Origin of the sequence: Cellulomonas sp. HD19AZ1 (genome assembly GCF_004535805.1) — a bacterium.
In the GTDB taxonomy this organism is placed as follows: Bacteria; Actinomycetota; Actinomycetes; order Actinomycetales; family Cellulomonadaceae; genus Cellulomonas; species Cellulomonas iranensis.
This window is the reverse complement of sequence record NZ_SPHX01000004.1, coordinates 468558-486917: the sequence shown is the minus strand read 5'-3', so window position 1 is coordinate 486917 and position 18360 is coordinate 468558. Positions and strand designations below refer to the sequence as shown.

Below are 18360 nucleotides of genomic sequence, written 5' to 3'. Positions count from 1 at the left end.
TGTTTTCGACGCGATCCCGCTAGCGTCGGCCCGACGACCCAGGAGGCACCGATGCCACGACCCGCAGGACGGCCCACGCTCACGTCGGTCGCCGAGCGCGCCGGCGTGTCCATCGCGACGGCCTCCAAGGTCATCAACCGGCACACCGACGTCGCCGCCGCGACCCGCGAGCGCGTCGAGGCCGCCGCCGCCGAGCTCGGGTACCGCGCCCCCGGCGCGCGCCGCGGCGACGGCCGCCGCACGGTCGAGTTCCTCGTCGACAAGCTGGGCAGCCCGTACGCCATGGAGGTGCTGCGCGGCGTCACGCTCGCGGCCGAGGAGGCCGACGTCGACGTCACCGTCTCGCGCGTGCGTCGCGGCGGCGACGAGCCGCCGTCGAGCTGGACCCGCCGCCTCGTCGCGGCCCGCCGCACGGGGGCGATCGTCGTGACCGCGCAGGTCACCGACACCACGTACGACGCGATCGCGCGCGCCCGGCTGCCCGTCGTCGTCATCGACCCGCTGCACCTCACGACGCCCGAGCTCGTCTCCGTCGGGTCGACCAACTGGACCGGCGGCCGCACCGCGACCGAGCACCTGCTCGCGCTCGGCCACCGACGCATCGCCGTGATCGGCGGCCCCGAGGCGTCGATCGGCGCGGTCGCCCGCGTCGACGGGTTCCGCTCGGCGTGCCAGCGCGCGGGCGTCACGCCCGACCCCGCGCTCGTGCGGCACGTCGCGTTCGACCACGACGCCGCGCGCGACGCCGCCGACGCGATCCTGCGCCTGCCCGACCCGCCCACCGCGGTCCTCGCGTGCAGCGACGCGCAGGCGCTCGGGGTGCTCGAGGCCGCGCGCCGTCTCGGGCTCGTCGTGCCGCGCGACCTGTCGGTCGTCGGGTACGACGACACGTACGTCGCGGCGTGGACCAACCCGCCGCTGACCTGCGTGCACCAGCCGCTGCAGGACATCGGGCGCGTCGCGCTGCGCACGGTCCTCGGCATGGACGAGGGCCGCCTGCCCGACTCGCACCACATCGAGCTGGCCACGTCGCTCGTGGTCCGCGACTCGACCGCACCGCCGCCGCAGCCGTCGGCCGGACCGGAAGGAGCCCGGTGAGCACCACCGCCACCACGTCCCCCCGCACGGAGCGCCCCTGGCAGGACCCGCGCCTGCCGGTCGCCGACCGCGTCGAGCTGCTGCTGGCGTCGATGAGCCTCGAGGAGCGCCTCGCGCAGCTCGGCTCGTACTGGTTCGACCGGCGCGGCGCGGGTGAGGTCGTCGCGCCGATGCAGGACACGTTCGGTGCGCGCCGGCCCGACTTCCCGACCGCCGCGCGGCACGGGCTGGGGCACCTCACGCGTGTGCTGGGCACCGAGCCCGTCCCCGCCGACGAGGGGCGGGACAAGCTCGCGCGGACGCAGCGCGAGCTCGCCGGGCACCACCGTCTGGGGCTGCCGGCGATCGCGCACGAGGAGTGCCTCACGGGCGTCACGTCGTACGGCGCGACCGTGTACCCGGCGCCGCTCGCGTGGGGCGCGTCGTTCGACCCGGACCTCGTGCACGAGGTCGGCACGGCCATCGGCCGGGACCTGCGACGCCTGGGCGTGCACCAGGGCCTCGGCCCGGTGCTCGACGTCGTGCGCGACCACCGCTGGGGTCGCGTCGAGGAGACCGTCGGCGAGGACCCGTACACCGTCGGCACCATCGCGACCGCGTACGTCCGCGGGCTCGAGGAGCAGGGCGTCGTCGCGACGCTCAAGCACTTCGTCGGGTACTCGGCGTCGCGCGCCGGACGCAACCACGCGCCCGTGTCGATCGGCCCGCGCGAGCTCGCCGACGTGCTGCTGCCGCCGTTCGAGATGGCGGTGCGCGAGGGCGGCGCGCGGTCGGTCATGAACTCGTACACCGACCTCGACGGCGAACCCGTCGCGGCGTCGCGCTCGCTGCTCACCGACCTGCTGCGCGGTGCGTGGGGGTTCGAGGGCACGGTCGTCTCGGACTACTGGGCGGTCGCGTTCCTCGTCACCGCGCACGGGGTCGCGGCCGACGCCGCCGACGCGGGCGCGCGCTCGCTGCGCGCGGGCCTCGACGTCGAGCTGCCCAACACGATGTGCTTCGGCGAGCTCGCACCGCTCGTGCGCGACGGCCGGCTCGACGAGCACCTCGTGGACCGCGCGGTGCGGCGCGTGCTGCGGCAGAAGGCCGAGCTGGGCCTGCTCGACGCACCCGCGCCCGACGGCACGCCGCCCGGCGGCGCCCCCGACGACGCGCCGATCGACCTCGACAGCCCCGCCAACCGCGACCTGGCCCGGCGCCTGGCCGAGGAGTCGGTCGTGCTGCTGGCCAACCCCGACGGCGTCCTGCCGCTGCGCACCACCGCCGACCGTGCGCCGCGGCGCGTCGCCGTCGTCGGCCCGTCGGCCGCCGACCCGGGCGTGCTGCTCGGCTGCTACTCGTACCCCATCCACGTGCTGCCGCGGCACCCCGAGCTGGGCCTGGGCGTCGAGGTGCCGTCGCTGCTCGACGCGCTGCGCACCGAGCTCGCGGGCGACGACGTCGTGCACGAGCCCGGCTGCGCCGTGGTCGGCGACGACCGGTCGGGGTTCGACGCGGCCGTGCGCGCCGCGGCCGACGCGGACGTGTGCGTGCTGACCGTCGGCGACCGGGCCGGCATGTTCGGGCGCGGCACGTCGGGCGAGGGCTGCGACGCGCCCGACCTGCGGCTGCCGGGCGTGCAGCACGAGCTCGTCGAGGCCGTGCTCGCCACGGGCACGCCCGTCGTGCTCGTCGTCGTCTCGGGGCGCCCCTACGCGCTCGGCGCGTACGCCGACCGCGCGGCGGCGGTCGTGCAGGCGTTCATGCCGGGCGAGGAGGGCGCCGGGGCGGTCGCGGGCGTGCTGTCAGGCCGCGTGACGCCCAGCGGCAAGCTGCCCGTGCAGGTGCCGCGCGACCCGGGCAGCGGCCCGCAGACCTACCTCGGCCCCGCGCTGACGCGCCGCCTGGACCGCATCAGCAACCTCGACCCGACGCCCGCGTTCCCGTTCGGGCACGGCCTGTCGTACACGACGTTCACGTACTCCGACCTCGAGGTCACGCCCACCGCGCCCACCGACGGCGCGTTCGACGTGTCCGTGACGCTCACGTGCACGGGCGAGCGCCCCGGCACCGAGGTCGTCCAGCTCTACCTGTCCGACCCGGTCGCCGACGTCGCGCGCCCGGTCAAGCAGCTCGCGGGGTACGTCCGTGTCCCGCTCGCACCGAGGGAGTCCCGCCGCGTGACCTTCACCGTCCCCGCCGACCTGACGTCCTACACGGGCGTCGACCTGCGACGCGTCGTCGACCCCGGCGCGATCGGCGTGCAGGTCGGCGGCTCGAGCGAGGGCGACGTCCTGACCGGGGGCGTCGAGCTCACGGGCCCGCGCCGCCACCCCGGCCGCGACCGTGCGCTGCGCCCCACGACGACCGTGGCGGCCCTGGCATGAGCGGCGCCGTCAGCAACCCCGTCCTGCCGGGCTTCCACCCGGACCCGACCGTGTGCCGCGTCGGCGACGACTACTGGCTCGTGACCTCGACGTTCGAGTACTTCCCGGGCCTGCCGGTGCACCACAGCACGGACCTCGCGCGCTGGGAGCACGTCGGCCACGCGATCGACCGGCGCTCGCAGCTCGACATGGAAGGCGTCCGGCCGTCGGGCGGCCTGTACGCGCCGACGCTGCGGCACCACGACGGGACGTTCTGGATGACGTGCACGCTCGTCGACGGGCACCGGGGCGCGGGCAACTTCGTCATGAGCGCCGAGCACCCCGCGGGCCCGTGGAGCGACGTCACGTGGCTCGAGGACGCCGAGGGCATCGACCCGTCGCTGTTCTTCGACGACGACGGGTCCGCCTGGTACCTCGGCGCGCGGCCCACGCACGACCCGCACCCCGAGGACCCGCAGACCACGGACATCTGGCTGCGCCGGTTCGACGTGCGCACGCGGCAGCTGGTCGGCCCCGAGCACGTGCTGTGGCACGGCGCGCTGCACGCCGCGGTGTGGGCCGAGGGCCCGCACCTGTACAAGGTCGACGGGCGGTACCTGCTCGTCATCGCCGAGGGCGGCACCGACGTGCACCACGCCGTGACCGTCGCGCGCGCCGACCACGTCACCGGCCCGTACGCGGGCAACCGCGCGAACCCGGTGCTCACGCACCGGCACCTGGGCCGCGACCACCCGGTGTCGAGCGTCGGGCACGCCGAGCTCGTCGAGGGTCCGGACGGCGCGTGGTGGGCGTTCGCGCTCGGCACCCGACCGGTCGACGGGCACCACCTGCTGGGCCGCGAGACGTTCGTCGTGCCCGCGCGCTGGGAGGACGGCTGGCCCGTGCTCGCGCCGGGCGTCGGGCAGGTGACCCCGCTGGTCGAGCACCCCGCCGTGCCCGACGGCGAGGTCGTGCGCCCCGCCGCGGACGAGCCGTTCACCGAGACGTTCGCCGACCCGACGACCGGTGGGCTGTCACCGCGCTGGAACCGGCTGCGCACGGGCGACGACCCGGCCGACACGACGTCCCGCCCGGGTGCGCTGCGCCTCGCGCTGCGCCCGGCGACGCTCGACGAGCCGACGACGCCCGCGTTCCTCGGGCTGCGCCAGCAGCACCACCGCGCGCGGTTCACGACCACGGTCGAGGCGCCCGGCCTGGCGGCGCACGAGCGCGCGGGCCTCGCCGTCCGTCAGAAGGACACGCACCACGCGGTCCTCGCGCTGCGCGACGGCGGCGACGCGCGCGTCGTCGAGCTGGTGCTCACGCAGGGCGACGAGCGGACCACCGTCGGCACGCTGCCGTTGCCCGGCGACGGCCCGGTCGACCTGCGCGTGACCGCAGACCGGCTGACGTACACCGCGGAGGCGCGCGAGCCCGACGGCGCGTGGACCACGGTCGGCACGGTCGACGGGCGCGCGCTCAGCACGCAGACCGCTGGCGGGTTCACGGGCGTCCACCTGGGCGTCTACGCGACCAGCGACGGCCACGCGACCACGGCCGTCGCCGACGTCGTGCACGCGACGTACGAGCCGCTCGACTGACCCTCAGCGACGACGAGCCGCGACGGGCCCGCCCTCACCCGGGGCGGGCCCGTCGTCGTCAGCGCAGCCGGCCCAGGTGCAGGGCCGCGAGCGCGAGCGCGGTGATCGTCTCGCCGTCGCGGACCTCGCCCGTGCGGACCATCGCGAGCGCGTCGGCGAACGGCACGGTCCGCACGGCGCTGATGCCCTCGGCGGCCTGCTCGTGCGCGGTCGCGTCCCCGTCGGCGACGGGCGTGAGGCCTCGCGCGAGGTACACGTGCTCGACCGCACGCGCGACGCCGTTGAGCGCCTCGGTCGTCCCGAGGTGGGTCCACTCGCGCGCCGTCAGCCCGGCCTCCTCGGCGAGCTCGCGGCGTGCGGCGTCGAGGGGGTCCTGACCCTCGCCGCCGCCCGCGGGGACCTCGACCGATCCGGGGCCGGTCGTGTAGCGGTCGGTCGTGACGAGCACGACCTCGTCGTCGTCGGTCAGCGCGACGACGAACACCGAGTCCCGCAGCTCGACCACGCCGTACACCGCCGGCGACCCGTCCGGCGCGAGCACCTGGTCCTCGCGGACCGTGATCCACGGGTTCCGGTACGCGACGCGCGAGGACAGGGTCCGCCAGGTCATGCGTCGAACCTAGACCTGGCCGTGTCCCCGCCGGGGTGCCGGTGCGCGGTGCCCACCCGACCACGGCGCGCCCCGTCGGACCGTCGTGCGCCGGCGCTCGACGACGTGGGGGACGGTCGGTGCGCCGACGCTCGGCGTCGCGCGGGACGGTCGGTGCGCCGGCGTCAGCCGGCAGGCGGCGCCGGACCCGTCAGCGGCTCAGCGCCCCCGCCGTCGCGAGCACCACCGCGTCCTCGACGAGCGCGGCCCGCGTGTCCGAGCCCAGCCGGCCGTCGTCGTCGGCCCACTGCCGCCACGACGCGCCGACCACCGACCCCGCGAACGCCCCGGCCGCGCCGACGACGGCCGCGACCAGCACCGCGGGGACGCGACGCCCGTCGACGACCGCGAGCGCACCCGCACCCGCGGCGCCTGCCACGACCCGGCCCGCGAGCTGCGGGGCCACCAGCCGGCTCGGCACGCCCGGCAGCTTGTCGGTCACAGCCTCGCCCACGACCGCGAGGGCCGCGAGCGCGCGCAGCGCGGGGACGTCATGACCGCGGCGCGCGGCGGCGGCGACCGGGACGGCGAACGCGACGGACGAGCGGCCGCCGGTGGCGAGGCCCAGCGCGGCGGAGCGGAGGAGGACACCCATGCGTCGTGTCTACCCGTGGTGCGCGGCGACGGCACCCCCAGGCGGCCGCCCGGGCGGGGACCGCGGCGCTCCGGGTGCGGAGCGCCCCGATCGGCAGCAGACTCCTGGACCACCGCGTGGTCCGCCGTGGCCCACGCGACGCGGTACGACGAAGGAGCGACATGGGCATCGGTGGCGGCATCGCACTCCTGGTGATCGGGGCGATCCTCTCGTTCGGCGTGTCCGACCGGGTCGAGGGCGTCGACCTCACGGTCATCGGCTACATCTGCATGGGTGCGGGCGTGCTCGCGCTCATCCTCGCGATCGCGCTCAACGCGCAGCGCACCAACACGACGCACCGCCAGGTGGTCGAGCACCGCGAGGAGCCGCCCGCTCCACCGGTGGCCTGACGCCCCGGACGACGGTCCCGCCGTCCCGCACGGGACGCCCCTGCCCGACGCCCCGCCGGTCCTGACCGACGGGGCGTCGGCGTGCCCGCTCGCGACCGGCGGGGCGCCGTGGACCCGGCCCCGACCGGGGCGGGGGTCCGTGGGCCCGGTTGCGGCCGACGGGCGTCCGAGGGCCGGTGGCGGCCGACGGGCGTCCGAGGGCCCGGTGGCGGCCGCCGCACCGGCCGGCCGACGACGGGCCTCGCCACTCACCTGGTGGGACGCGGGACGTACGAGACCGGGCTGGGAGCGCCCCCGGGCCGGGATCGCGACGCCAGCCCGGTCTCGCGGGCGGCTCGTCCCATGCCTCGAGATGCCCGGTGCGGCGTGCCCGCGACGGCACGCCGGACCGGTGCCACGCGGCCACCCGAACGACCGGCGCGTGTCGGACCTTCCCGACACACTGGGCACGCACCGGCGGACGGTCCACGAGGGGGGCGCATGGAGCGGGACGAGGCACGCGAGGCCAAGGCGCACGCCGCGCAGGTGGCGCGGACGCTGACGGAGCGGGTGGTGCGCGCGTCGAGCGCCGACGCGCCGGCGGTCGCACCGCTGGCGGTCGGCCTGGCGCCGCGCGACGACGGCGGGTACGCGGTCGCGCTGCGGTACCGGCTCGGGCTCCCGCAGGTGCGGAGCCTCGCGCGCAAGGTCGCGGCCGAGGTCGGCGAGGTCGGGACGACCGTCGACGTGCGCCGCACGGGGCGGATCCGCCCGCTCGCGCACGGCCCGGTGCCGGGCCCGCGACCCCCCGTGATCACGGCGCAGGCCGCCGGCGAGACCGGCCGCGTGCGGCCGCTGCGGCCGGGCGTCTCGATCGCGCACGTCGACGTCACGGCCGGCACGCTCGGTGCGTTCGTGCTGGTGGGCGGCGTGGTGCACGCGCTGTCGAACTACCACGTGCTCGCGGGCTCCCCCGCGGCGCGGCCCGGCGACCTCGTGCTGCAGCCCGGACCCGCCGACGGCGGCCGGGCGCCCGCCGACCGGGTCGGCACGCTCGCCGCGGTGGTCCCGCTCGCGGCGGGCACCACGGCCACGGTCGACGCGGCGGTCGCGCTGCTCGACGACCCCGACGTCGACGCGACGTACCCGGTGGGCGCCGTGACGACCACGGCGCGCGCGCTCGGCGGCGAGACCGTCGGCAAGATCGGCCGCACCACGGCCGTCACCGCCGGACGCGTGACGGCCATCGAGCTCGACGACGTCGTCGTCGGCTACGGCGAGGAGCTGGGCGACCTGCGGTTCGACGACCAGATCGAGGTCGAGGGCACCGGGCGGTCGCCGTTCTCGCGCGGCGGCGACTCGGGCTCGCTCGTGTACCGCGAGGACGGGGTCGCCCTGGGGCTGCTCTTTGCCGGGTCGGAGACCGGGGGCGAGAATGGTCGAGGGCTGACGTACGTCAACCCGATCGACGCCGTCCTCGGGGCGCTCGACGCGACGCTGCTCGCCTGACGCGGGCAGCCCCGCGCGCCGCCGAGGGGTGCGGGAGGTGTGCAGTGGCCGACCTCGACCAGGCCCGCCGGGCCAAGGAGGAGCTCAAGGCCGCCCTCGCCGGGCGCGCGGGCGTGTCCGGCATCGGCATCGCGCCCGACGACGACGGGTACGGCCTGCTCGTGCGCGTGCGCGGCGACGCCGTCACGGCCCGCCGCCTCGACGTGCCGACGCACGTGCACGGCGTCGCGGTGCACGTGCGCACCACGGGGCCCGTGACCGCGCAGCGCTGAGCGCGCACCGCGCATCACCGCGCAGGACCGCGCATCACCGACCACGCGGGACGCGCGGCTGCGGGCCACGCACGGCGACGCGCCCGCACCCCTGCGCGGGGTGCGGGCGCGTCAGGCGCACCGTCGGCGCACCGGCACGTCACGCGCGCGTCAGCGCACCGGCACGTCACGCACGCGTCAGCGCACGATGCAGCTGTTGCCGTTGAGCGTCGCGGACGTCACGTCCTGCGGCGTCCCGGAGGCGATGAACCCGAACGACACCGCGTTGTGGTGCGCGATCGTCGAGTTCCACGCCGCGTTCGTCACGGTCACGGTCGAGCCGGACTGCGACGCGACCGAGCTCCACGCCTGCGTGATCTGCTCACCGTTCGTGAAGTCCCACGCGACCTCCCAGCCGTTCACCGGCTCCATGGTCGCGTTGAACACGGTCACGTTCCCCTGGAACCCGCCCTGCCAGCGGCTGGTGACGTCGACCTCGATCTCGCAGACCGCGTCCGTCGGCACCGTCGGGGTCGGAGTCGGAGTCGGAGTCGGGGTCGGAGTCGGCGTCGGGGTGGGCGTCGGGGTCGGAGTCGGGGTCGGAGTCGGCGTCGCGGTGGGCGTCGGCGTCGGGGTCGGCGTCGTGCCACCCCCGCCGAAGTCGACGTCCACGCAGTTGTAGAACGACTCCGGGCTGTCCGTCCGCTCCCAGATGTTGAACAGCACGTGCTTGCCGGTCTTGCCCGACGGCAGCTGCACGTCCCACCAGTACTCCGGGCCCGCGGGGCCGCCCGGGCGGATCGGCGGGTCGAGCACGCGGTCGAACGGCGCGGGCTCCAGGTCGTCCCAGCCGATCGGCTGCGACGGGTCCCAGCCGTCCTTCGTGATCCACGTCGTGAACCAGCCCGGGTGCGGCGCGACCGCCGCGTACCGGAACGTCATCGTCTGGCCGGGCGTCACCGCCGTCGTCGGCCACGCGTCGGACGGCGCGTTGTACGCGTCGAAGCGCGAGTCCGGGCCGCACAGCTTGCCGTCGGGGATCGTCTCGTGCCGCCCCGCGATCGTGCCGAGCAGGTTCCCGAACCAGTTGTAGAACGAGTAGTTGCCCTCGGCGAACGCGTCGACGCACGGCTCGAGGCGCGGCTTCATGTTCCCGCTCTCACCGGCGGCCTCGCCCCCCGCCAGGCCGTCGACGTAGCACTGGTAGGTGCGGGTGGCCGGCTCGGTCAGGCCGCCGTGCGCCTGCGCCGCGGTCGGCACGGCGACCAGCGCGGCCGCCACCACCGCGGTCGCGGCGAGGCCTCCCCCCAGGGACCGGCGGGTGCGACGGGTCGGTCTGTCTCGGGTCATGGTTGGCTCCCTCTCGCGCGAGCGGCGTCGTCGCCGCAGGGTGTCGGGCAGGTCCCGGGTCACCCGGGACGTCGGCCCAGCCTGCGGAGCGCCCCGGGGGCCGACAAGGCCGCGAAACGTTTCCAGCACGGCCGACGCGTCCGCGCGCGACGGGGTGAACGGGCGCACCAGGAGGTGATCTCACGCACCTCTCACGGAACGCTGCGCGGCGAGACGGCCTCCGAGGCCCGATGATGGGCACGTGACGCGCAGAGGCACGGCCTCCCAGGGTGCGCACCGAGGGGGTCTCTCGGCTGCGGACCTCGGTGGCGTGCGCGGACTCGCGGTGGCCGCGCACCGGTTCGACGCGTGCCGCCGGGTCGAGGAGGTCGTCGAGGCGGCCGCCCGCGCGGCGGTCGACGTGCTCGGCGCCGACGCGTGCGCGGTGAGCCGCATCACGCAGGAGACGTCGCGCGTCCTGCACGTCGAGCAGCCCGCCGACGACCCGCGCCGCGACCAGTTCCTGCGCACCACGTACCGCGCCGAGGACCGCCCGGCGCTGCGGTCGCTGCTGCGCAACCGCGAGAGCTGGGTCGCGCACGCGTTCGACGCGCACGGCCGCTCGGTGCGCCCCGGCGACCCCACGGCCGGCGACCGCGTCGAGGTCGAGCTCCTGCGCGAGATCGGCGCGGCCTCGGCCCTCACCGCGCCGGTCGTCGTCAACGACGCCGTGTGGGGGCAGATCACGCTGCTGCGGGACTTCGAGGCGCCGCTGTTCCACGCCGACGACGTCGCGACCGCCGAGGTGCTGGCGGCGCTCGCGGCCGGTGCGATCGCGCGCGTCGACCTCGAGAAGCAGATGCGCCACATGATCGCCGACGACCCGCTCACGGGCCTCGCGAACCGGCGCACCGCCGACCAGGCCGCCGAGGCGGCGCTCGCGTCGGGCCGCGAGACGTGCGTCGTCATGTGCGACGTCGACGGGCTCAAGCGCGTCAACGACGAGCTCGGCCACGACGCGGGCGACGACCTGCTGCGCGCCGTCGCGGACGTGCTGCGCCGCGCGGCCGACGCGATCCCCGGCGCGACCGCCGCGCGCATCGGCGGCGACGAGTTCTGCCTCGTGACCGTCGACCAGCCGCGCGAGGCCGTCGCGACGGCCATGGCGACGACGGTCGCGAAGTTCCCGCTGCCGCACGGCGCCGCGATCTCCTACGGCATCGCGTCGACCGCCGTCATGGGCTCGGTCGAGGCACGGCACCTGTTCCGGCGCGCCGACCAGGCGCAGTACCAGGCCAAGCGCCGCCGGGCTCGCGCCCGCGCACGCACCACGCCGCCGATCTCCGACCCCGTGCAGGCCGTCGAGCGGCTCACCGCCAGCGGGTCGGTCGCGATCGGCGCGGCCGCGCCCGCGATCGTCCCGCGGCTGTGCGCGTTCGCCGCAGCGGCCACCGAGACCCTCGGCGGTGACTCGTGGGCCGTGCGCGAGCGCATGCCCGGGTCGCAGACGTTCACGACGGTCGCACGCGGCGGCAGCCCCGCCGACGCGGCCGAGACCCGCCTGGTCACGGTCGAGCGGGACGCGTGGGTCGTCGAGATCGCGGTCGCCGCGCTCGCGTCGACCGGCCGGCAGGTGCAGACCGCGCTGCACGCGCTCGTCGCGATCGCGGTCGACGGCGCCCGCAACGCCTGACGCCGTCACGGGCGGCGTCGTCGAGCGGGTCGACGGTCACCCGGCGCGTGGGCCGGTGCGGTTCCCGGCACGGCGCCCACCGCCGCCACCTGCCGGAGCAGGGCGGGAGCCCCTGGGCCGACGGCAGGACGGGAGCCGCCGGGCCGGCGGCCTGGACGGGTCGCGGCACGTCACCGCCGACGCACCGGCCGCGACGTCGCCGCCGGGGGTCGGCCCGCCGGGCGCCCGGCGGTCAGCCGTGCAGCGGCAGCACGAGGGCGCCGTCGCCGCCGTCGACCACGCGGACCGGGACGCCCCAGTCCTGCGCCGCGAGGTGGCACGCGGGGTGCTCGATCGCGGGGTCGGCGTCGCAGCTCGCGGCGCGCGCGGTCACGTGGAGCACGCCCTCGCCCACCGTCGGGTCGAGGCGCAGCGCGCGACCGAGCGCGACGTCGTCGCCCGCACCGTCGAGCAGCAGGCCGGGCGGCGTGGCCGACACCCGCAGCGACGTGGACGGGCCCCACCGGTCGTCGAGCTTCTGCCCCGCGGCGGGGTGGAACACGACCTCGAGCGCGACGTCGGCGCCGATCTCGGTCACGGGCCGCTGCGTGCGGTGCGCACCGCCGTCGACCCGCGTGCCCGCACCGGCGGGCAGCGGCACGCGCGTCAGCCGGTGCGCCGCGGACTCGACGACCACCACGTGGTCGACGTCGCCCGCCGGCAGCACGAGACCGCTGGGCTCGGCGAGGTCGGTCGCGAGCGTGCTCACCTCGCCCGGGGCGCCGTCGACGCCCGAGACCCAGCGGCGCAGCGCGCCGTTGTACGTGTCGGCGACCAGCACCGAGCCGTCGGGCAGCGCCGCGACGCCCAGCGGGTGCTGCAGGAGCGCCTGGTCGGCGGTCCCGTCGCGGTGGCCGAAGTCGAACAGACCCGTCCCGACGACGGACGTCACCGACGCGTCCGCGGGGTCGAGCCACCGCAGCGCCGACGTCTCGGCGTCCGCGAGCCAGACGCGCCCGTCGGCCGCGACCGACAGACCCGACGGCTGCGCGAACCACGACTGCCCGGGCGCACCGTCGACCAGGCCCTCGTTCATGGTGCCGGCGAGGTGGGCCACGGTCCCCGCGGTCGGGTCGAACGCCCACAGGGTGTGGTTGCCGGCCATCGCGACGACGAACGCGGCGAGCGGCTGCGACCACGTCACGTCCCACGGCGAGGACAGCTTGACCTGGTGCGCGGGCCAGCGGTCGCCCACGCCCTGCTCCGTGGGGTGCTCGGCACCCTGCGACGGCAGCACGTTGTCGACCGCGCCGACCATGTACTGCTCACCCGTGCCGGCGACCGTCGTCACGTGCCCGTCGGCCAGGCGCACGCCGCGCAGCGCGTGGTTGACGGTGTCCGCCACGAGGACGTCGTAGCCGAGCCGCTCGCGCAGCTCGTCCGGCACGAGGCACAGACCGTTCGGCTCGCTGAACCTGGCCTCGTCCGGGTCGCCGTCGACCAGCCCGCGCTCGCCCGTGCCGATGCGCCGCACGAGCGTCTCGCCGTCCGCCGCGACCTCGGTGAGCGCGTGGTGCCCGGCGTCGGCGACGAGGAACGTGCCGCCCGGCAGCGCGACCGCCTTCGCGGGGAAGCGCAGCGTCGTCGGCTGCGGCGTCGGCGCGACGTACGGGCCGTCGCCGCGGTGCAGCGTGCCCTTCGCCTCGTGCTCGGCGACCAGCTCCGCCACGAGCGTCTCGACCGCGTGGGCGTGCCCCTCGCCGGCCATCTGCGCGACGACGTACCCCTCGGGGTCGATGACCACGAGGGTCGGCCACGCGCGCGCCGTGAACGCCTGCCACGTCACCAGGTCCGGGTCGTCGAGCACCGGGTGGTGCACCTCGTACCGCTCGACCGCGGCCGCGAGCGCGACCGGGTCGGCCTCGTGGACGAACTTCGGCGAGTGCACGCCCACGATCACGAGCACGTCGCGGTGCCGCTCCTCGATCTCGCGCAGCTCGTCCAGCACGTGCAGGCAGTTGATGCAGCAGAACGTCCAGAAGTCGAGCACGACGACCTTGCCGCGCAGGTCGGCGAGCGTCACGTCCCTGCCACCGGTGTTGAGCCAGCCGCGCCCGACCAGCTCGGACGCGCGCACACGGGGCAGACGGGGGGCGGAGGTCGACGTCACGTCGCCCATTCTCACCGACGTCGCACCCCACGCCGCCGGGCATCCGCGCACCGGTACGACGGGGTGTGCCACGCGCGGGCACCGCCGCCACTGGTCAGATCGCGCACCCCAGAACCGCCCACTGGTCAGATCGCGCACCCCAGAACCGCCCACTGGTCAGATCGCGCCTCCGCGCCGCCCGACGTCGCCCCCGATCCGCCCACTGGTCAGATCGGGCTCCCCCCCAAACCGCCCACTGGTCAGATATCGCAACCGAGGAGCGGCAACTGGTCACCGAAGTGACCAGTGCACGGACGACCCTGCGCACTCGCCGCACGCGCACGGCCGCACGGCCGGTGGCCGGGCGTCGCACACCCGCACCGCCCGGCGGTCGCACCTCAGACCCCCGCGCCGCCCACTGGTCAGATCTGCATCCTCCAAACCGCCCACTGGTCAGAAATCGGGACGGGCGAGCGGCACCTGGTCACCGAAGTGACCAGTGCACGGACCGACGCATGTCGGCGCGCGCCGACGGCCGGACGCCACCGGGGAGGGTGGGTGGCGTCCGGCCGTCGACGGTCGTGCGGATGGGATGGGTGCTGCGGGTGGTGCGTCGTGCGGGTGGTGCGTCGTCGTCAGGCCGTGGTGCAGGTGGCCGTCAGCGAGCCCGGAGCGCCGGACGCCAGGAACCCGGCGGTAGTGCTGGCGCCGGACGCGAGGGCGCCGTTCCAGGACGCGTTGCTCAGCACGCCACCGCTGTGGGTGCTGCTCCACGCCTGCGTGATCGTCGCGCCACCGACCGTGACCTTCCAGCCGCTGATCGGCGCGCCGCCCGCGGTCACCGTGACCTCACCCTGCCAGCCGCCCGTCCACGTGCTCGTCGCCTTGACGGTGGCGGTGCACGCACCCGCACCCGGCGTGGGCGTCGGGGTGACGGTCGGCGTCGGCGTGGGCGTCGGCGTCGGCGTGGGCGTCGGCGTCGGGGTCGGAGTCGGGGTCGGCGTGGGCGTGGGCGTGGGGGTCGGCGTCGAACCACCGCCACCGATCTGGATGTCCGAGCACAGGTAGTACGGCTGGTCGAGGTGGCTGGCCTGCCAGATCGTGAACAGCACCGCGCGGCCCGAGCGGCCGGTCAGGTCGACGTCGGTCTGGTAGAGCCCGGTGGTGCCGTAGCGGCCGGTCTCCTTGACGAGGTCGAGGTCACCCCAGCCGAGCGCCTCGGTGGTGGGGTCGAAGCCCGGCTTGGAGACGTAGATCCGCAGGTAGTCGGCACCGTGCTTGGCGCCGTCGGTGAGCGTCAGCGTGAACGTCGTCGGCACCTGCTTCGCGACCCACGGACCGACCTCGTCGAGCGACGCGTACAGACCGTTCTGCGTGCGACCGCCCGAGCAGAGCTGCCCGTCGGGGATCACGGCCTGGTGCTGCCCGCCGACCCCCTCGCGGTACAGCCCGTTCCAGTTCCACATCGTCTGCGGGTTCTCCTGGAACGCCTGCCAGCACATCGGGTCGAGCTGGGCCATCTGCGGGTTGAGGTGGTCGTCGCCCCACCGCTCCCAGCAGCCGTAGTTGCGGGTCGGCGGGTCGGTGACGGAGCCGTGCGCGCTCGCGGACGACGCGACGACGCCCGTCACGGCGAGCGCGAGCGGCACGGCGAGCGCCAGGCGACCGAGCCGGGCGAGCGCGCCGAGCCGGCCGCGGGTACGGGTGGGCATGGGTGTCTCCTCGGGATGGTCCGGGCGGCGACCGGGTCGCGGTCACGGGTCGCGACGGTGCGCGGGTGACGACGGGCCGCCGGGTGGGCCCGTCCACGGTGCGGTTCGACGTCCGTGGAAGCGACCCCTCGAACCGTTTCAGCACCGCTCGCGGCCGTCGGTCCGACCGGTCCCGCGCACCGGGCGAGAGACCCGCTGCCCCGTCATCTGTCGCGCACCGGCACGACGCCGCACGACAGATCGCGGGGTCGGCACCACGCCGCACGACCGATCACGGAGTCGGCACCACGCCGCACGACAGATCGCGGGGTCGGCGCGTCCAGGTGCGGACGCCGACGGTGCGACGTGGCGTCGCATCGTCGGCGTCAGACGCGGTCGAGCACGTGGATGCGCGGGTGGTGGCCCTTCGCGAAGACACGCGTCACGGACCGCGGCGTCCACAGGTCGGCCGTCTCGCGCACGACGCGCTCCATGACCTTCACCTCGTGCGTCAGCACCACGAGCCGCGCGCCCGGCGCGGCGACCGCGTGGGCGGCGCGCAGCAGGCCGGCGTGCACGCGCGGCGCGTCGGCGTGCGAGCCGTGCAACGTGCCCCACGGCGGGTCGGCCAGGACCACGTCGGCGAGACCGCCGAGCGGCTCGGCGACCGCCGCGGCGAGCGCGTCGGGGTCGGTCGCGTCGGCCTGCACGAGCACCGGGCGCGGCGGGCGCGCGAGCAGCCGCGCGGCCTCGAGGTTCGACCGCGCCGCCGCGAGCGCGTCCGCGTCGAGGTCGACCGCGACGGACGCCGCCGCGGGCCCCGCCAGCAGCCGCTCGACCAGCAGCGTGCCGGACCCGGCCATGAGGTTGACGACGCGGTCCTCGTCGCGCAGCCCCGCGAGCCGCGCGACGGCCGCCGCGATCGTCGCGTTGGCCGCACCCGGGAAGTCGGCGACGCGCCACGTCCGTGCGGACAGCGGCCGCGGTCCGACGCGCACGAGGACGTCCCAGCCGGGGTCGGCGTCGCCGGTGCGTCGGCCGCGGCGCACACGGACGACGAGGTCGCCGCCCGCCGGGTCGTGCAGCAGCCCTGTGGCCTCCCGCAGCAGGTCCGCGAGCCGCAGGAACGTCGCCGAGTCGGCGCCCGCCGCCTCGAACCGGAACGACGACGACCCGCCGACGCGCAGCGACGCGTACATCGCGTCGACCACGCGGCGCAGGTGCTCGGGGCTCGAGAACGACCGCGGCCGGGGCACGTCGAGGTGCACGACGACCCACGCGGCCACCGCGGTCCGCAGCGCCGTGACGCCCGCGAGCGCACCGGGCAGGGTCAGCGCGAGCGCGTCGTCCCGGTCGGGCACGTCGTGCACGTCGCGCGCGCCCGGCAGGACCTGCGCGACCTCGTCGAGCAGCACCTCGCGCAGGCCCGGGAGGTACGTGAGCTCGACGCGCGTCACGGGCGGCGCGGCCGACGCGCGGGTGCGGTCGGGACGGGGCACGTCGCGCGCGGTGCCGGCGCGGCCGCCCCGGGCTGCGTCGGCGCGTCCGACGCGGGGTGCGTCCGGGACGGCACCGCGGGTCGAGCCCGCGCGAGCGCCTCGGGACGCGTCGGGACGCGAGCCACGGGGCGGCTCCGGACGACCGACGCCGGGTGCGTCGGGGCGCCGTCGGCGGTCACCGCTCGGACGTCCCCGACCGCTGCCCTCGGCCAGGCCGGCGCGGGCGTCGGAGCGGGTGCCGCGCGGGGCGTCGGGACGTGCGTCCCGTCGGTCCGTGCGGGGTCGTCGCGCGTCACCCCACGCGTCGTCGTGGCGCGACGCGTCCCGGGCGTGCGGACCGTCGACGCGGCCTCGCGTGCTGCTCGTGCGCCCGGCGCGCGCGCCTCGCTCGGCAGGGGGCAGCTCGGCGCGGCCGAGCCACTCGTCCCGCGCACCGGCTCGCCGATCCCGCGTGCCGCGGGTGCCGGCGGGGCGGGCGCCCCCGCGGCCCGTGCCGCGCGCCGCACCGTCGGAGGGGCGACCGACGCCCGACGTGCGCGCACCGGCGGCGGGACCACCCGGGCGCGACGCGTTCGCTCCGCGTGCGCCACCGCTCGCTCCGCGTGCACCGCCACCGGGGCCACGCGCGTCATCACCGGCGGACCCGCGGAGACCCGGGCCCGCAGCACCGGCACCGGGGCCGCGGGACGCCGAGCCACCACGGGCCGCCGCACCACGCGTCGACGCACCACCGGGGCCGCCGCGCCCGCGGCCGTTCGCACCGCGCGTGGAGCCGTCACCGTCGCGCGGAGCGCCGTCGGCACGGCCGGACCGGACGTCACGTCGGGGGTCGGCCCCGCGGCCGCCGCCCTGCGAGCGGTCGCCCTCGCCGGGGCGGCCGGGCCCGCGCCGCGCGTTCAGGCCGGCACCGGCACGCCGGCGCCGACGGCGCGGAGCACGAACGACTCGGTCTGCTCGATCGCGCGCTCGCGGTCGGCGCCCGCCTCGGGCAGGCCGCGGCCGGTGAGGCACGCGTTGACGAGGGGCACGGTGGTCGCGAGGTCCTGCTCGGGGAACGCGCCGGACGCGATGCCGGCGTCGAGGATGCGACGCAGGATCTGCTCGACGACGCCGACGTGCTCACGCACGCGCTGCTGGGCGCCGCGCGACAGCACCGAGCGCAGCTCGGGCCCGGGGGCGACGTGGTAGACGCGGGTGAGCGAGGCCTGCGCGCGCACGTAGGCGCGCAGCTGCTCGACGGGGTCCTCGATGTCGTCGAGCGAGGCCTGCAGCCCGGCGGCGTACTGCTCGGTCTCGTGCGTGATGAAGCCGAGGAGCAGCGCCTCCTTGTCGGGGAAGTGGTTGTAGACGGCGGTCCGGCCGACCCCGGCCGCGGCGGCGATGTCCGCGAGCGTGATGGCGTCGAACCCGCGTTCGCCCATGAGCGTCGAGAGCGCGTCGAACAGGCGACGTCGGGTCTGCTCCCGGTGCTCGTGGAGCGAGGCCCCGATGATCTTCGGCATGCTGACATTCTCACACACGCCGTCAGCAAAACGGCCCGGTCGGATGAGACCTCTCTCCTCTCGTGTGATCTGTCTCACGGCGGTTCGTCGCATTCGCCTATA

At 76.5% G+C, this 18360-nt stretch carries 14 protein-coding genes; 7 read left to right on the top strand and 7 right to left on the bottom strand.

Annotated features, from left to right (window positions below):
- The first annotated feature begins 51 nt into the window (after positions 1–51).
- The 3 genes from E4A51_RS10860 to E4A51_RS10850 are packed head-to-tail and all read left to right on the top strand — an operon-like array spanning position 52 to position 5044.
- A complete protein-coding gene (locus E4A51_RS10860) occupies positions 52–1098 on the top strand; it encodes a LacI family DNA-binding transcriptional regulator (RefSeq protein WP_134851739.1) in 1047 nt (348 codons plus the stop codon).
- On the top strand, positions 1095–3464 hold the full coding sequence (locus tag E4A51_RS10855; protein ID WP_233421204.1) for a beta-glucosidase: 2370 nt from the start codon (positions 1095–1097) through the stop codon (positions 3462–3464). Before E4A51_RS10860 ends, E4A51_RS10855 begins: the two co-directional genes overlap by 4 nt.
- A complete protein-coding gene (locus E4A51_RS10850; protein ID WP_134851738.1) occupies positions 3461–5044 on the top strand; it encodes a glycoside hydrolase family 43 protein in 1584 nt (527 codons plus the stop codon). Before E4A51_RS10855 ends, E4A51_RS10850 begins: the two co-directional genes overlap by 4 nt.
- A 58-nt stretch (positions 5045–5102) precedes the next feature.
- On the opposite strand, the gene E4A51_RS10845 is transcribed toward E4A51_RS10850, so the two are convergent.
- Together E4A51_RS10845 and E4A51_RS10840 are read right to left on the bottom strand one after the other, a co-directional pair.
- Positions 5103–5654 (bottom strand): NUDIX hydrolase, encoded by a 552-nt coding sequence (locus tag E4A51_RS10845; RefSeq protein ID WP_070320513.1) that lies wholly within the window; start codon positions 5652–5654, stop codon positions 5103–5105.
- Between the two features lie 190 nt (positions 5655–5844).
- Entirely contained in the window at positions 5845–6288 is a 444-nt protein-coding gene (locus tag E4A51_RS10840; protein WP_134851737.1) for a hypothetical protein, read from the bottom strand.
- A gap of 161 nt (positions 6289–6449) precedes the next feature.
- Here E4A51_RS10840 and E4A51_RS10835 point away from each other — a divergent pair, with 161 nt between their 5' ends.
- From E4A51_RS10835 to E4A51_RS10825, 3 genes are all read left to right on the top strand, one after another.
- Entirely contained in the window at positions 6450–6677 is a 228-nt protein-coding gene (locus E4A51_RS10835) for a DUF6458 family protein (protein WP_046529821.1), read from the top strand.
- Positions 6678–7157: 480 nt separating this feature from the next.
- Positions 7158–8165 (top strand): hypothetical protein, encoded by a 1008-nt coding sequence (locus tag E4A51_RS10830; RefSeq protein WP_134851736.1) that lies wholly within the window; start codon positions 7158–7160, stop codon positions 8163–8165.
- Between the two features lie 44 nt (positions 8166–8209).
- On the top strand, positions 8210–8437 hold the full coding sequence (locus E4A51_RS10825) for a hypothetical protein (RefSeq protein ID WP_062102007.1): 228 nt from the start codon (positions 8210–8212) through the stop codon (positions 8435–8437).
- A gap of 177 nt (positions 8438–8614) precedes the next feature.
- Here E4A51_RS10825 and E4A51_RS10820 read toward each other — a convergent pair whose 3' ends face one another.
- Entirely contained in the window at positions 8615–9766 is a 1152-nt protein-coding gene (locus E4A51_RS10820; RefSeq protein WP_134851735.1) for a lytic polysaccharide monooxygenase, read from the bottom strand.
- A gap of 325 nt (positions 9767–10091) precedes the next feature.
- On the opposite strand from E4A51_RS10820, the gene E4A51_RS10815 reads away from it, so the two are divergent.
- Positions 10092–11438 (top strand): diguanylate cyclase, encoded by a 1347-nt coding sequence (locus tag E4A51_RS10815; protein WP_236686798.1) that lies wholly within the window; start codon positions 10092–10094, stop codon positions 11436–11438.
- Between the two features lie 232 nt (positions 11439–11670).
- Here E4A51_RS10815 and E4A51_RS10810 read toward each other — a convergent pair whose 3' ends face one another.
- The 4 genes from E4A51_RS10810 to E4A51_RS10795 form a co-directional block, all read right to left on the bottom strand.
- Entirely contained in the window at positions 11671–13596 is a 1926-nt protein-coding gene (locus tag E4A51_RS10810; RefSeq protein WP_134851734.1) for an NHL domain-containing thioredoxin family protein, read from the bottom strand.
- Positions 13597–14201: 605 nt separating this feature from the next.
- Entirely contained in the window at positions 14202–15278 is a 1077-nt protein-coding gene (locus E4A51_RS10805) for a lytic polysaccharide monooxygenase (protein WP_134851733.1), read from the bottom strand.
- 365 nt (positions 15279–15643) lie between these two features.
- Positions 15644–16756, bottom strand: coding sequence for an RNA methyltransferase (locus E4A51_RS10800; RefSeq protein WP_240465690.1), 1113 nt, complete (start codon positions 16754–16756; stop codon positions 15644–15646).
- Positions 16757–17652: 896 nt separating this feature from the next.
- A complete protein-coding gene (locus E4A51_RS10795) occupies positions 17653–18258 on the bottom strand; it encodes a TetR/AcrR family transcriptional regulator (RefSeq protein WP_046529812.1) in 606 nt (201 codons plus the stop codon).
- Between the last annotated feature and the right edge of the window lie 102 nt (positions 18259–18360).